The sequence below is a fragment of the Streptomyces sp. NPDC026500 genome (assembly GCF_055567635.1).
Map to the genome: position 1 here is coordinate 103,916 of NZ_JBVHQB010000017.1, position 13,346 is coordinate 117,261.

Below are 13,346 nucleotides of genomic sequence, written 5' to 3' on the forward strand. Positions count from 1 at the left end.
GGGAGCGGTGAATCAGGAGTTGAAGCGGGCGCGCAGCGCCTTCTTGTCGAACTTGCCGACTCCGGTGCGCGGGATGGCCTCCACGACCTCGATACGGTCCGGGAGTTGCCAGCGCGCGAAGCCTCCGGCCTCGAGGTGCGCCCGTACGCGTTCGAGGGTCACCTCGGAGCCGGGGTGCTGGGCGACGCAGATCAGCGGACGCTCCAGCCACTTGTCGTCGGGGACGGCGATGACCGCGGCCTCGGCGACCCCCGGCAGCGCCATGACCGCCGACTCCATGTCCACCGAGGAGATCCACTCGCCGCCGGACTTGATGAGATCCTTCGCACGGTCGGCGATGACGACATACCCGTCCGGTGAGCCGATGGCGATGTCCCCGGTACGGAACCAGCCGTCCTCCGTGAACTGGGCGGCGCCCTCACCGCCGAGGTAGGAATCGGCGATCCATGGCCCGCGGACGAGCAGATCGCCCATCGATGTTCCGTCCCACGCAAGGGAATTGCCCGCCTCGTCGCGGATGTCCATCTGTACACCGGGCAGCGGAAGACCGGCCCGGGTGCGCACCGCGTCGGTGATCCGGTCCTCGTCCCAGTCGCGCATCCGCTCCTTCGGCCACGCCACACTGGCCAGCGGCGATGTCTCGGTCATGCCCCACACCTGCACCAGAGGGATGCCGAAGTCGCGCCGGTAGCGTTCGATCAGGGCGCGCGGCGGACGGGCGCCGCCGCACAGCAGATGCCGGAGCGACGGCAACCCGCCGTGGGCGGCGATCTCGCCTGCGACCGCCATCCAGATGGTGGGCACGCCGGCGGCGACCGTGACCCGCTCGGCGGCCATCAGCTCGACCAGGGCCACGGGATCCAGCGAGCCACTGAGGAACACCTGCTTGGCGCCGTACGGAGTGGCGGTGTAGGGGACGCCCCAGGCGTTGGCGTGGAACATGGGAACGACCGGCAGTACGCAGTCGCCGGGGCCGATGGCCATGGCGGCCTGCGAGGACGCGGCGATGGCGTGCAGCACGGTCGAACGGTGCGTGTAGAGCACGCCCTTGGGGCGGCCGGTGGTGCCGGAGGTGTAACACAGGCCGAGCGGCGACCGTTCGTCGATGTCGCGGGGGGCGTACGCGTCCGGCAGGCCGGCGATCAGCTCCTCGTACGCCACCACCCCCGGCAGCGTGGTGTCGGGCACCTCGTCACCGAGCACGATGACATGCCGCACGCCGGCGAGCCCGCCCCGCGCGTGCACCTTCTCCAGAAGCGGCAGCAGATCGGGATCGGCCAGGATGGCGCGGTCGTCCGCGTGGCCGATGATGTACGCCAGATCCTCGGGGGAGAGCCTCAGGTTCAGGGTGTGCAGGACGCGCCCGGTGCAGGGCACGGCCCAGTAGGCCTCAAGGTGCCGGTATCCGTTCCAGGCGAGGGTGGCCACCCGGTCGCCGGGCGCGAGGCCGAGGGCGTCCAGGGCGTGCATCAACTGCTGGGCGCGGCGGGCGAATTCGGCGTTCGTGTAGCGGTGCACACGGCCGCAGGGAAGCCGCGTGACCACCTCGGTGTCGGGAAAGTAGCGCGGGGCGTGTCCGAACAGCAGCCACGTGTTGAGTGGGGTCTCCATCATCGCCATGGCGCACATCGTCACCGCGGTGCGGCACCCGGGCGACGGAGGAAGACTCCAGAACGTCCACGACCCCGGTGGAGCAAGTACCCACCTCCGCGACGGGTGGCGTGACGCGGGGAGGGAGAACTCCCACACCCGAGCGGGGGCCCCTTGTGGAGATTCTCTCCGTAGCCGCCGCTCATGGCCGAACTTAACGTCTGCCCCACATCGGCAACCGCCGCTGCATCCCCTGCTCATCCGAGGCGTCATGACACAACCGCGCGCCATCCTGGTCACGCAAGGCCTGTCCAAGGAGTTCCAGGGATTCCGCGCCGTCAGCGCGGTGGACCTGAGGGTCGCCGAGGGCACGGTCCACGCGCTGGTGGGCCCCAACGGAGCTGGAAAGACAACCCTGTTCAACCTGCTCACCGGATTTCTCAGGCCGTCCGGCGGGAGCGTCACCTTCGACGGACACGCCATCACCGGCCGGCCGCCCGAGCACATCGCCGGCCTCGGTGTCGCCCGCTCCTTCCAGGTCACCAGCCTCTTTCCGCAGATGACAGCCCGCGAGCACGTCGAGCTCGCCCTCCAGTCGGGCACCGGTCTCGGCCGCAGGTTCTGGCGCACGGACAAGCTGATGCGCCGCTTCTCCGGCCGGGCTCGCGAACTCCTCGGTGACGTCGGACTCGAGCACCTCGCCGACCGGCCCGCCGGGAGTCTGCCGTACGGGCAGAAGCGCGCGCTGGAGCTGGCACTCGCCCTCGCCCTGGACCCGGCGTTGCTGCTGCTCGACGAGCCGACGGCCGGCATGGGCCTGGAGGACGTCGACCGCACCGTGGCTCTCATCGACAGGATCCGCGAGGGACGCACCGTGGTGATGGTCGAGCACAACATGAGCGTTGTCGGCTCGCTCGCGGACACCGTCACGGTCCTGCAGCGCGGCGAAGTGCTCGTGGAGGGCCCCTACGACCGGGTCAGGACCGATCCCCGGGTCGTCGAGGCGTACTTGGGGGCGGACGTTGCTTGAGATCAAGGGCGTCAGCGCCCGCTACGGCGAGGCCACGGCCCTGGACGAGGTGTCCCTGCAGGTCGGCGAGGGCGAGGTCGTCACCCTCGTCGGCCGCAACGGCGCCGGGAAGACCACATTGCTGCGCTGCGCCATGGGGTTGCACCGTGAGATGACCGGCCGGGTCGCGCTGGCGGGCAAGGACATCACCGCGGCACCACCGCATCGCAGGGCCCGGCTCGGCCTCGGGTACGTTCCCGACGACCGCGGCATCTACGCGGGCCTGTCCGTCGAGGAGAACCTGACCCTGCCGCCGGCCTCGCCGGGCTCCGCGTGGCCACTGCCCCGGATCTACGACGCCTTCCCCGTGCTCGCCGAGCGCCGCCGCTTCCCCGGCGGCAAGCTCTCCGGCGGTGAACAGCAGATGCTCGCCCTCGCCCGGGTCCTGCGCGCCGGCGCGCGTGTGCTGCTGTGCGACGAGCCGACCGAGGGACTAGCCCCGGTCATCGTGCAGCAGATCGGCGAGATTCTGCGCGGGGCCAAGGAGTACGGAGTCTCGGTGCTGCTCGTGGAGCAGAATCTGCGCTTCGCCGCGACCATCGCCGACCGCCACTACCTCCTCGCGCAGGGCCGGATCGTCGAGGCGTTCGACAACGCCGACGTACGGCAGCGCGAGGGCGAACTCCTGTCCTATCTCGGATTGTGACACCCCGTCACCAACACCCCGTCACCAACACCCCGGTCATCAACATCTCGTCATCAACACCCCGTCATCTCCGCCCATTCGGGACGTACGCATCAGGAGGAAGCAATGAAGCACAGGCTGTCGACGGTCGTGGCCACGGCCGCGGTGGGGGCCCTGCTCGCGGGCTGCGGGGGCGGCGGACCGAGCTCGGGCGGCGGGAAGGTCAGCGACGACAAGATCGTGCTGGGTGTGCTCACCGACCTGTCCGGCGTCTACGCGGACATCGCGGGACCGAACTCGGTGCAGGCCGTGCAGATGGCCGTCGACGACTTCAAGAAGAAGTACGGCGACAAGGCGATCACCCAGAACATCGAAGTCATCAAGGCCGACCACCAGAACAAGCCGGAGATCGCCAACACCCAGGCCCGGGAGATGTACGACCGCAAGAAGGCCGACGCGATCTTCGACGTGCCGACCTCGTCGGCGGCCCTCGCGGTGCAGACCGTCGCCGGCCAGGCCAAGAAGCTGTACTTCAACACCGGCGCCGCCACCACGGAACTCGCGGGCAAGACCTGCAATCCGTACACCTATGAATGGGCCTACGACACCTACATGCTGGCGCAAGGCACCGGCGCCGCGGTCACCGAAGCGGGGGGCAAGAACTGGTACACCATCTACCCGGACTACGCCTTCGGGCAGGACATGCAGAAGAAGTTCGAGACGGCCATCGCGAGCGCGGGCGGCAAGGTCGTCGCCAAGGACCCCACGCCGTTCCCGAGCGACAACTACTCCACCTTCCTGCTCAAGGCATCGGGTCTGAAGCCGAAGCCACAGGTGCTCGGGGCCCTTCAGGCGGGAGGCGACCTGGCCAACGTCGTCAAGCAGTACCAGCAGTTCAAACTGAAGGACAAGGGCATCGAGCTGGCCATCGGCCTGCTCTTCGACACCGACATCAAGGCCATCGGCGCGGACAAGCTTGCCGGAACCATGTTCACCACGGCCTGGTTCTGGAACGTCGACGCCAAGGCCCAGGCCTGGGCGGACCGGTTCAAGAAGCGTACGGGGCAGCGGCCCACCTTCGACCAGGCGGCCGACTACTCGGCGGCGACGCACTATCTGGAGGCCGCGCAGAAGGCGGGCAGCGACAAGGCGGCCGACGTCTCGAGGGAGTTGGACGGCACCAAGTTCAGCGACTTCTTCGCCCACAACGCCACGATCCGCGCCCAGGACCACCGGGTCGTCCACGACGCGTACCTGGCCAAGGTCAAGGACCCTGCCAAGGCGAGCGAAACCGGTGACTACACCGAGCCGGTCAAGACCATCCCCGCGGCCGAGGCATTCGACCGGCCTTCGCCCGACTGCCATCTCAGCTGACCACCGGCGTCCGGCGGCCCGCACGACGGGCAGGCCGCCGGCCGAAGACGGGACCCAGTCATGACCTCGTTTCTCCAACAGGCCTTCAACGGGCTGGTAAGCGGCAGCTTCTACGCCCTGCTGGCCCTCGGCCTCGCCGTCATCTTCGGCATGCTGCGCGTGGTGAACTTCGCCCACGGCGCGCTCTACATGCTCGGAGCGTTCGGCGCGGTCGCGCTCGCCGACAGCGCGGGGCTCGGCTTCTGGTGGGCGCTGCTGCTCGTACCTCTCGCGCTCGCCGTCGCCGGTACCCTCCTCGAACGCTTGCTGATCCGCCGCCTGACGGCCCTCGACCCGCTCTACAATTTCCTGCTCACCTTCGGCATCGCGCTGGTCTGCCAGGACCTGCTGCGCATGAAGTACGGTGCGCAGTCCCGGCCCTACGAGCGCGGTCCCTTCCCCGGCTCCATGGATCTGGGCCTGTTCGACTTCCCCCGCTACCAGGTGTTCGTCCTCGCCGTCTCGGTCGCCCTCTGCCTGGCCGTGTGGCTGCTGCTCACCCGCACCCGGATCGGGACCATCGTGCGCGCGGCCACCGAACGCCCCGAACTCACCCGGGCGTTCGGCATCGACACGGGGCGCTGGGTCACGCCGGTCTTCGGTTTCGGCGTCGGGCTCGCGGCCCTGGCCGGCGTGCTCGCCGCACCCATGCGGGCGGTCAACTCCGGTATGGGCAGCGACCTGATCATCACGGTGTTCGCGGTCGTCGTCATCGGCGGCCTCGGCTCCGTGTTCGGCTCGGTGCTCGCCGGGTTCACGATCGGCATGCTTCAGGCCCTCGGCAACCTCTACATCCCCGTCCTGTCCCAGACCTCGGTCTACCTGCTGATGGCCGTCGTGCTGCTGGTCCGGCCCGCCGGACTGTTCGGCAAGGAGGAACACGCATGATCCTCGGCCTCCTCGCGAAGCTGCACGGCCGCCCCGCCCTGATCCGGTGGGGCCTGCTCACCGCCGGGCTGCTCGTGGCCTTCGGCCTGCCCTGGGGCCTGTATCCGCCGGTCGCCACGGACATCCTCTGCTGGGGCCTGTTCGCCGTCGCCTTCGATCTGCTGCTCGGTCACGCCGGGCTGCTGTCCTTCGGACACGCGGCGTTCTGGGGCAGCTCGGCGTACGTCACGGGGCTGATCGCCATCCACAGCGGACTGCCGTTCTACGTCGCGGTGCTGGGCGGGGCGGCGGCCGCCGCGCTGCTCGCCCTGCCCATCGGTTTCTTCGCGGTCCGGCGCAGCGGCATCTACTTCGCCATGGTCACCCTGGCCTTCGCGCAGATGGTGTACTTCATCGCCAACCAGTGGGGCGATGTCACCGGCGGCGAGAACGGTCTGCAGGGGATTCCCCGCGACCTGCCGGGCTTCGACCTGTCGGACCCGTTCGTCTTCTACTACGCGGCCCTGCCGGTGGTGCTGCTCGGCCTCGCCGCGGCCTGGCGGATCGTGCACTCCCCGTTCGGCCGGGTGATCGCCGCCGTGCGCGACAACTCCGCCCGTGCCCGTGCCCTCGGCTATCCCGCCGACCGATACAAGCTCGTCGTCTTCACCGTCTCCGCGTTCCTGTCCGGCATCGCGGGCGGCCTGTACGCGGTCAACCACGGTTTCGCCTCACTGCAGGAGGTGTACTGGACGACGTCGGGCAAGGTCGTCGTCATGACAGTCCTCGGCGGCATCGGCACCCTGTGGGGCAGCCTGCTGGGTGCCGGCGCCATCGTCCGCCTGGAGGACTGGCTGTCCACGTCCGGTTTCGAGGAGACCGGCCTGGTCACCGGCGGCGTCTTCATCGTCGTCGTCCTGCTCTTCCGCCGAGGGGTGTGGGGCACACTCACGCACACCCTGCGCTCCCGTACGCAGACCCCGGCCCTCGACCCCGAACCACACCTGGAGCACGACCACGACGGCTCGACGCAACCGGTGTCGTCGTAGATCTGTGCAGACGGAGGCGGGGCGGCGAGCATCGCAGGCGGGAACGCGTACCGGAACACTCAGGAGGCATCCGTGGACTCGACGGCCACACACAGTCGGGCCGATGTGGAACCTGCGGCGCGCCTGCTGCGCCTGCTGCGCGAAGACGCCCCGCAGAGTGAGTACGACGCCCTCCTCGACCGATGCCCTTCCGAGGACCGGCCCCGGCTCGCCCTGCTCGTCGACGACGCCCTGCAGGTACGGGCGCGCCTGGAGGAGCGTCGCCGCCGGGAGGCCGAGCTCGCCGCGCTCTACGAGACAGCGGGGGACCTGTCCTCACTGCGTGATCTGGAGGCCGTGCTGCAGGCCATCGTCCGCCGGGCTCGCAGCCTGCTCGGCACCGACGTGGCCTACCTGATGCTCAACGACGCTCAGCGCGGCGACACCTATATGCGGGTGACCGACGGCATACGCACCGACGCGTTCAAGCAGGCACGGCTGGCCATGGGCGCGGGCCTCGGCGGTCTGGTGGCCAAGACGGCGGTTCCGTACAACACCTCCGACTACTTCGCCGACCTGCGCTTCGAGCACTGCATCGACGACGTCGTGGACGGCGAGGGGCTGATCTCCATCCAGGGAGCGCCTCTCAAACTCGGCGAGAACGTCATCGGCGTCCTGTTCGCCGCCAACCGACGGGTCCGCCCCTTCTCCGAGCACGAAGTGGCCCTGCTCGTCTCGCTCGCCAACCACGCCGCCATCGCCATCGAGAACGCGACCCTGTTCCAGGACGTACGCAGAGCCGTCGACGAACTCACCGAAGCCAACGGCGTCATCCGCGCCCACAGCGAATCCATCGAGCGCGCCGCCGCCCTGCACGAGCGGCTCACCACCATCGTTCTCGACGGCGGCGGGATGGCCGACGTGGCACAGACCCTCGCCGAGGTCCTGGGCGGGAGCATCCTCGTCCTGGACCCCCGCGGCCGCACCATGGCCGCCGCCGGTGACGACCCTCTCGTCGAGCGGGCCCGCACCGAGGGAGCCCTTCCGGATCCGTGCCCCGCCGCCCGTGCGGTCCGCGACGCCCGGGTGCTGAGCACGGACGCCCGCCGCACCCGCCGTATCCCGGCAGGCGCCGACGGATCCGCCGCCTGTGCCACTCCCATCGTGGCCGGCAGCGAACTCCTGGGCGTGCTGCTGCTCGTCCGCGAGCACCTGGACTCCTCGGGAGTACGTTCCCTGGAGCGTGCCGCGCTCGTCACCGCGCTGATGCTGCTCAGCGAACGCACCGTCGCCGAGGCCGAGCACCGGTTGCGCGGCGAGATCCTCGAGGACCTGCTCGGCTCCCCGCACCGGGATCCGGAAGGCCTTCGGCGCCGGGCCACCCTGGTGGGCCTCGACCTCCACCGCCCGCACACGGTGTTCGCGGCCCGCTGCCGTGACAGCACCCATAGGCGACGCATCGCCGACGCCGCGGCTTCGTACGCCGCCCGGGCCCGGGGTCTCGCGGGCGAATACCGGGGCGACACGGTCGTCCTCCTGCCGCAGGATCCGGACCCGGACGAGGCCGCCCGCGTCCTGGCCGGCCACTTGTCGCGTGCCGTGGACAACCCGGTCACGGTCGGAGCCGCGACGGCCGCGCCCGGCGTCGACGCCATCGTCGAGGCACACCACGACGCGGCCCGCTGTCTGGATGTCCTGCTCGCGCTCGACCGTGACGGGGAGGGTGCCTCGCCCGGCGAACTCGGCGTCTACGGCCTGCTGTTCCACCAGGCCGGCCGCGAGGAACTGCACCGTTTCGTGCGCCGTACCATCGGCCCCGTCCTCGACTACGACACCCAGCGCGGCGGCGAGCTCACCCGCACGCTGCTGGCCTTCTTCGCCTGCGACGCCGGCCTGGGCCGCACGGCCGCCGAGCTCTACATCCACGTCAACACGCTCTACCAGCGCATCGACCGCATCACCTCGCTGCTCGGCCCGCAGTGGCGCCACGGTGACCAGGTGCTGCAGGTGCATCTCGCCCTCAAGGTCCACATGGTCCTGTCCGCCGCGTGATCACCGGCCGGTGCGCGGGCCGTCGAGCACATGGCGGATACGGCGCGCGGGGTCCCTCGAACCGGGCGGCACACGGCCCATCACCGGCACGTGCTCACGCCTCCTGGCCGGCGTCGATCTCGGCGATCAGCGCCTCGATACGGGTCTTGATCTCGTCCCGGATCGGGCGCACCGACTCGACGCCCTTGCCGGCCGGGTCTTCGAGGGCCCAATCGAGGTACTTCTTGCCGGGGAAGATCGGGCAGGCGTCGCCGCAGCCCATGGTGATGACGTAGTCGGAGGCCTGGACGACCTCGGTCGTGAGGATCTTCGGCTTGGCGTCGGCGATGTCCACGCCGACTTCCCTCATCGCCTCGACTGCGGCCGGGTTGACCTGGTCGCCCGGGATCGAGCCGGCGGAACGGACCTCGATCCGGTCGCCCGCGAGGTGGTTCAGGAACCCGGCGGCCATCTGCGACCGCCCGGCGTTGTGGACACAGACGAACAGTACGGAGGCGAGCGGGCTGGAGGACATCGGTTCTTCCTTTGCGAGTGATCGAGCGGGTTCAGCGGATGGTGCGGGATGTGAGGGTCAGGTGATCCGCACGGAGTCGCGCGGTTCGGTGAGGTGGGCGTCGATCCGGTCGCGGATTCCGCGGACGACGGCGACCGGCGCGCCCTCGCGGTCCGTCACGGGCCAGTCCGGATATCGGCGGCCGGGCCCGACCGGGCAGGCGTCCCCACAACCCATCGTGATGACGATGTCGGCGGCACGCACCACGTCGTCGGTCAGCGGCTCGGGGGAGGTGTCCGTGACGTCCATTCCGGCGCGGTCAGAACCTGTGCGACGAGCGGCCGGGTCTCGGCGGCCGGATGCTTGCCGGCCGAGCAGAGGACCACGTGGCCTCCTGCGTGGTGCGCGGGCCGGGCGGCGGCCATCGGGGAGCGGTCCGTGTTGCGGCTGCGCACGAACAGCGCTCATCCGGCAGGAAGGGGGACGGGGATGCGGTCATGGGAAACCCCTTTCGGGGCGTGGGTCCCCATCTGGGCGGGGATGCGGGCCCCAGGGATCACTCCAGGCTGGTATCAGCTCGGAATGATGTGACAGTATCAGCCCATGATGACGTCAGTCGACACTGATCTGATGCGGGTTCTCGCCGACCCGCTCCGGCTCCGGATCGTCACCCTGCTCGCCAGGGAGACGCTCTGCAGCACGCATCTGATCGAGGAGACGGGGGCCAAGCAGACCAACCTCTCCAACCATCTGAAGGTGCTGCGCGAGGCCGGGATCGTGGAGACCGAGCCGTGCGGCCGGTTCACCTACTACCGGCTCAAGCCCGACGTCTTCGCCTCCCTGGCGGGCCAGTTCGCCGATCTGGCGGAGACGGCGCGCGCCACGGCCGAGAACGGCATCAAGCGGTCATGCCCCTGATCCCCGCCCCTGCGGCGACCTGCACCGAGGAGTCCTGTTGACCGCCACCGAGGCCACCGAGCACGACAGCGTCGGATCTGCCACAGCCCCCGACACTGTCGCACCGCAGCCCGCCCCGGGCGCCACTCGGCGCCAGGCACCCCCGCTGATCGCCAAGGCGGCAGCCGAACTGGTCGGCACCGCGGCCCTGGTGGCCATCGTGGTCGGCTCCGGCATCCAGGCCACCGAATTGACGAAGGACGTCGGCCTGCAGCTGCTCGCCAACTCCACCGCCACCGTCTTCGGCCTCGGCGTCCTGATCGCCCTGCTCGGTCCGGTCTCCGGCGCGCACTTCAATCCGGCCGTCACCCTGGCCGAGTGGTGGAGTACCCGCCGCGGCGGCGCGGGAGTCACCCTGCGCGAGACCGCCTTCTACGTCCCGTCCCAGATCGTCGGCGCGATCGCGGGCGCCATCCTGGCCGACGCCATGTTCGGTGCGCCGCTGGTGGAATGGTCCACGCACAACCGTTCGGCGGGGCACCTGCTGCTGGGCGAGGTTGTCGCGACGGCCGGACTGATCCTGCTGATCTTCGGCCTGGCCCGCACCGACCGGCTGCGCTTCGCGCCCGTCGCGGTCGCCTCGTACATCGGCGCCGCCTACTGGTTCACCTCGTCGACGTCCTTCGCCAACCCTGCGGTGACGATCGGCCGCGCCTTCACCGACACCTTCGCCGGTATCGCACCCGCCTCGGTCCCGGGGTTCGTCGCCATGCAACTCGTCGGCGCCGTGGTGGGGTTGGCGCTGGTGGCACTCATCTTCATGCCCGGCCGGAGTCAGGCCGAGCAGCCCGCCGGGTGACGCCGGCAACCCAGGTCGTCGTGATCGGCGGCGGCCCGTCCGGGCTCGCCGCCGGACACCGTCTGCGGCGACCGGACAGGGGCAGGCCGTCCTGCCCGGGACGCCGCCAGGCGGATCGCTGAACCTCTCGCCCGCCCGTTCTCGGACTTCCGGCCCGCCCTTGCGGCGGGCCGGAAGGGCGGGCCTTGCGGCGGGCCGTCCTCGGGGTGCCGGACCGGCCCTTCCGCGTCCGCCTTACGCCCCTGGCCTGCCCTCGGTCCACTTCTTCCCGCGCAAGCCGGCCGACGCCCTTGCCGTCGGCTGGACCCCGAACGACAGGGCGGGCGGGGCTGCTCACGTCCACGGTCAGGTCGTCGCATCCCGCCGCGGCCGACGGTGGATCAGGCCGGTGCGGCCGTCGTCAGCAGCTTGCCCATCGCGGCCAGCACGGACGGCTCGACCCGGTAGTAGACCCAGGTGCCGCGCCGCTCCGAGGTGAGCAGGCCGGCCTCCTTGAGCTTCTTGAGGTGGTGGGAGACCGTCGGCTGGGAGACGCCGACGTCGGAGATGTCGCACACGCACGCCTCGCCGCCCTCGTGCGAGGCCACCGCGGAGAACAGCCGTAGTCGCACCGGGTCCCCGAGGGCCTTGAACATCCGCGCGGCCGACTCCGCCTCCTCGGCGGTGAACGGGCGCTCGGTGAGAGGCGGGCAACACGGTTCCACGGCCTGGTCGACGAGATCCAGTAGGGGCAGCGCCTTCGCGTTCGACATGCATCTATGTTGACATACATCGAACCAGCCTGGCGAGGGCGTGGGTGGCCACCCGAGCACTTCCGTCAGGTGCCTGGATTAGATGGCTGTCTATGTTGACGTTTGTCGAATCAGGAGCCATGCTGGGGCACGCAAGCCATCGACGGATGTCGAAATATCGAGGAGTCGACCGTGAACGCGCCTGTCACCACCGATCTGCCCGTCGTCGTGATCGGAGCCGGCCCCGCCGGTCTCGCTGCCGCCGCCCACCTGCTCGACCGCGGTCTCACCCCGCTGGTCCTGGAAGCCGGGCCGGTCGCCGGCGCGGCGGTGCGCGAGTGGGCACACGTGCGGCTGTTCTCGACCTGGGGCGAGCTCACCGACCCGGCCGCGGAGAAGCTGCTGGCCCCCACGGGATGGGTGAAGCCGGACGCGGCCTCGTACCCCTCGGGCGGGGACTGGGCCGATCAGTACCTCCAGCCGCTCGCCGACGTTCTCGGTGAAAGGGTGCGCTTCGGTGCCACCGTCACCGGCGTCTCCCGGGCCGGCCGGGACCGGATCGTGGACGCCGACCGCGAGGCCCAGCCGTTCGTCGTCCACGTCGCCCACGCCGACGGCGGTGAGGAGCGGCTGTTCGCCCACGCGGTGATCGACGCCTCGGGTACCTGGACCACTCCGAGCCCGGCCGGAGGCAGTGGTCTCCCCGCCCTCGGCGAGAAGGCCGCGTCCGACCGAATCACCTACCGCGTGCCCAACCTCAAGGACCCGGCCGTGCGGGTCCGGTACGCGGGCAAGCGCACCGCGGTCATCGGCTCCGGCGCCTCCGCGTTCACCGCGCTCGCCCACCTCGCCGATCTCGCCAAGTCCGACGACGGCACCGGAACCAAGGGAGTGTGGATCCTGCGCCGGGGCATCTCCGGCTCCACCTTCGGCGGGGGCGAAGCCGATCAGCTCCCCGCCCGCGGCGCCCTGGGCCTCGCCGCCAGGGCCGCGGTCGACGACGGCCACGCCGACGCGGTCACCGGCTTCCGCACCGACGCCATCGAACGCGACACCGACGGCCGCCTGGTGCTCGTCGGCGAGGACGGCCGCCGCCTCGACCCCGTCGACGAGGTCATCGTCCTCACCGGCTTCCGCCCCGACCTCTCCTTCCTGTCCGAGCTCCGCCTGGGCCTGGACGAGCGCCTCCAGGCCCCCACCGCCCTGGCCCCGCTCATCGATCCCAACCAGCACTCGTGCGGCACCGTCTACCCGCACGGCGTGAACGAGCTGTCCCACCCGGAGAAGGACGTCTACCTGGTCGGCATGAAGTCCTACGGCCGCGCGCCGACCTTCCTGGCGATGACCGGCTACGAGCAGGTCCGCTCGATCGCCGCCGCCCTCGCGGGCGACCAGGAAGCAGCCGAGCGCGTCGAGTTGACCCTGCCGGAGACCGGGGTCTGCGGTGGCGCCGGCCTGTTCGACGACCCCGCCGCCGCCCAGGACACCGACGGCGCCGGCTGCTGCGCCGCCCCGGCCACCCTCCAGATCGGCATCGGCGCCCCGGCTTCCTCCGGCGGCTGCTGACCACCGTGCCCCAGCCAGGCCGACACAGTCCGACCTGCGAAAACTCTGCGTGAGCCGGATCGGTAACGTCGGCCGAGGTCCCCGAAGGACTCGTGATCCGTGGGTGCGCACCGGGCCCTGCGCGGACGGTGCGCACCGAGAGGGTCAGCGGACCCG

13 protein-coding genes are annotated in these 13,346 nt (G+C 70.5%); 9 read left to right on the top strand and 4 right to left on the bottom strand.

The features are described 5' to 3' along the window. Window positions 1-12: 12 nt before the first annotated feature. Window positions 13-1,620 (bottom strand): long-chain fatty acid--CoA ligase, encoded by a 1,608-nt coding sequence (locus tag ACZ4N5_RS28360; protein ID WP_467759869.1) that lies wholly within the window; start codon window positions 1,618-1,620, stop codon window positions 13-15. Window positions 1,621-1,861: 241 nt separating this feature from the next. On the opposite strand from ACZ4N5_RS28360, the gene ACZ4N5_RS28365 reads away from it, so the two are divergent. The 6 genes from ACZ4N5_RS28365 (at window position 1,862) to ACZ4N5_RS28390 (ending at window position 8,644) form a co-directional block, all read left to right on the top strand. Further along, window positions 1,862-2,620 (top strand): ABC transporter ATP-binding protein, encoded by a 759-nt coding sequence (locus ACZ4N5_RS28365; RefSeq protein WP_467759870.1) that lies wholly within the window; start codon window positions 1,862-1,864, stop codon window positions 2,618-2,620. Further along, complete coding sequence (locus tag ACZ4N5_RS28370; RefSeq protein ID WP_467759871.1) at window positions 2,613-3,305, top strand: ABC transporter ATP-binding protein; 693 nt, start codon at window positions 2,613-2,615, stop codon at window positions 3,303-3,305. The genes ACZ4N5_RS28365 and ACZ4N5_RS28370 overlap by 8 nt, the downstream gene beginning before the upstream one ends. Window positions 3,306-3,410: 105 nt before the next feature. Next, window positions 3,411-4,658, top strand: a complete 1,248-nt coding sequence (locus ACZ4N5_RS28375) for an ABC transporter substrate-binding protein (RefSeq protein ID WP_467759872.1) — start codon at window positions 3,411-3,413, stop codon at window positions 4,656-4,658. A gap of 60 nt (window positions 4,659-4,718) precedes the next feature. Continuing rightward, window positions 4,719-5,585 (top strand): branched-chain amino acid ABC transporter permease, encoded by an 867-nt coding sequence (locus ACZ4N5_RS28380; protein WP_467759873.1) that lies wholly within the window; start codon window positions 4,719-4,721, stop codon window positions 5,583-5,585. Beyond that, entirely contained in the window at window positions 5,582-6,613 is a 1,032-nt protein-coding gene (locus ACZ4N5_RS28385) for a branched-chain amino acid ABC transporter permease (protein ID WP_467759874.1), read from the top strand. Before ACZ4N5_RS28380 ends, ACZ4N5_RS28385 begins: the two co-directional genes overlap by 4 nt. A gap of 72 nt (window positions 6,614-6,685) precedes the next feature. Continuing rightward, complete coding sequence (locus tag ACZ4N5_RS28390) at window positions 6,686-8,644, top strand: helix-turn-helix domain-containing protein (RefSeq protein WP_467759875.1); 1,959 nt, start codon at window positions 6,686-6,688, stop codon at window positions 8,642-8,644. A gap of 94 nt (window positions 8,645-8,738) precedes the next feature. Here ACZ4N5_RS28390 and ACZ4N5_RS28395 read toward each other — a convergent pair whose 3' ends face one another. After that, window positions 8,739-9,158, bottom strand: coding sequence for an arsenate reductase ArsC (locus tag ACZ4N5_RS28395; protein WP_467759876.1), 420 nt, complete (start codon window positions 9,156-9,158; stop codon window positions 8,739-8,741). Window positions 9,159-9,215: 57 nt separating this feature from the next. Then, window positions 9,216-9,446, bottom strand: a complete 231-nt coding sequence (locus ACZ4N5_RS28400; protein ID WP_467759877.1) for a low molecular weight phosphatase family protein — start codon at window positions 9,444-9,446, stop codon at window positions 9,216-9,218. A gap of 294 nt (window positions 9,447-9,740) precedes the next feature. On the opposite strand from ACZ4N5_RS28400, the gene ACZ4N5_RS28405 reads away from it, so the two are divergent. Together ACZ4N5_RS28405 and ACZ4N5_RS28410 are read left to right on the top strand one after the other, a co-directional pair. Then, a complete protein-coding gene (locus ACZ4N5_RS28405) occupies window positions 9,741-10,055 on the top strand; it encodes an ArsR/SmtB family transcription factor (protein ID WP_467759878.1) in 315 nt (104 codons plus the stop codon). Window positions 10,056-10,092: 37 nt separating this feature from the next. After that, a complete protein-coding gene (locus tag ACZ4N5_RS28410; RefSeq protein ID WP_467759879.1) occupies window positions 10,093-10,893 on the top strand; it encodes an aquaporin in 801 nt (266 codons plus the stop codon). A gap of 380 nt (window positions 10,894-11,273) precedes the next feature. On the opposite strand, the gene ACZ4N5_RS28415 is transcribed toward ACZ4N5_RS28410, so the two are convergent. After that, a complete protein-coding gene (locus tag ACZ4N5_RS28415; protein ID WP_467759880.1) occupies window positions 11,274-11,645 on the bottom strand; it encodes an ArsR/SmtB family transcription factor in 372 nt (123 codons plus the stop codon). A gap of 171 nt (window positions 11,646-11,816) precedes the next feature. Here ACZ4N5_RS28415 and ACZ4N5_RS28420 point away from each other — a divergent pair, with 171 nt between their 5' ends. After that, window positions 11,817-13,190, top strand: coding sequence for an NAD(P)-binding domain-containing protein (locus tag ACZ4N5_RS28420; RefSeq protein ID WP_467759881.1), 1,374 nt, complete (start codon window positions 11,817-11,819; stop codon window positions 13,188-13,190). The last annotated feature ends 156 nt before the right edge of the window (window positions 13,191-13,346 follow it).

Coding starts and splice junctions, on each gene's coding strand:
- ACZ4N5_RS28360 (WP_467759869.1), bottom strand. CDS start 1,620: ATGGCGATGATGGAGACCCCACTCAACACGTGGCTGCTGTTCGGACAC.
- ACZ4N5_RS28365 (WP_467759870.1), top strand. CDS start 1,862: ATGACACAACCGCGCGCCATCCTGGTCACGCAAGGCCTGTCCAAGGAG.
- ACZ4N5_RS28375 (WP_467759872.1), top strand. CDS start 3,411: ATGAAGCACAGGCTGTCGACGGTCGTGGCCACGGCCGCGGTGGGGGCC.
- ACZ4N5_RS28380 (WP_467759873.1), top strand. CDS start 4,719: ATGACCTCGTTTCTCCAACAGGCCTTCAACGGGCTGGTAAGCGGCAGC.
- ACZ4N5_RS28385 (WP_467759874.1), top strand. CDS start 5,582: ATGATCCTCGGCCTCCTCGCGAAGCTGCACGGCCGCCCCGCCCTGATC.
- ACZ4N5_RS28395 (WP_467759876.1), bottom strand. CDS start 9,158: ATGTCCTCCAGCCCGCTCGCCTCCGTACTGTTCGTCTGTGTCCACAAC.
- ACZ4N5_RS28400 (WP_467759877.1), bottom strand. CDS start 9,446: ATGGACGTCACGGACACCTCCCCCGAGCCGCTGACCGACGACGTGGTG.
- ACZ4N5_RS28405 (WP_467759878.1), top strand. CDS start 9,741: ATGATGACGTCAGTCGACACTGATCTGATGCGGGTTCTCGCCGACCCG.
- ACZ4N5_RS28415 (WP_467759880.1), bottom strand. CDS start 11,645: ATGTCGAACGCGAAGGCGCTGCCCCTACTGGATCTCGTCGACCAGGCC.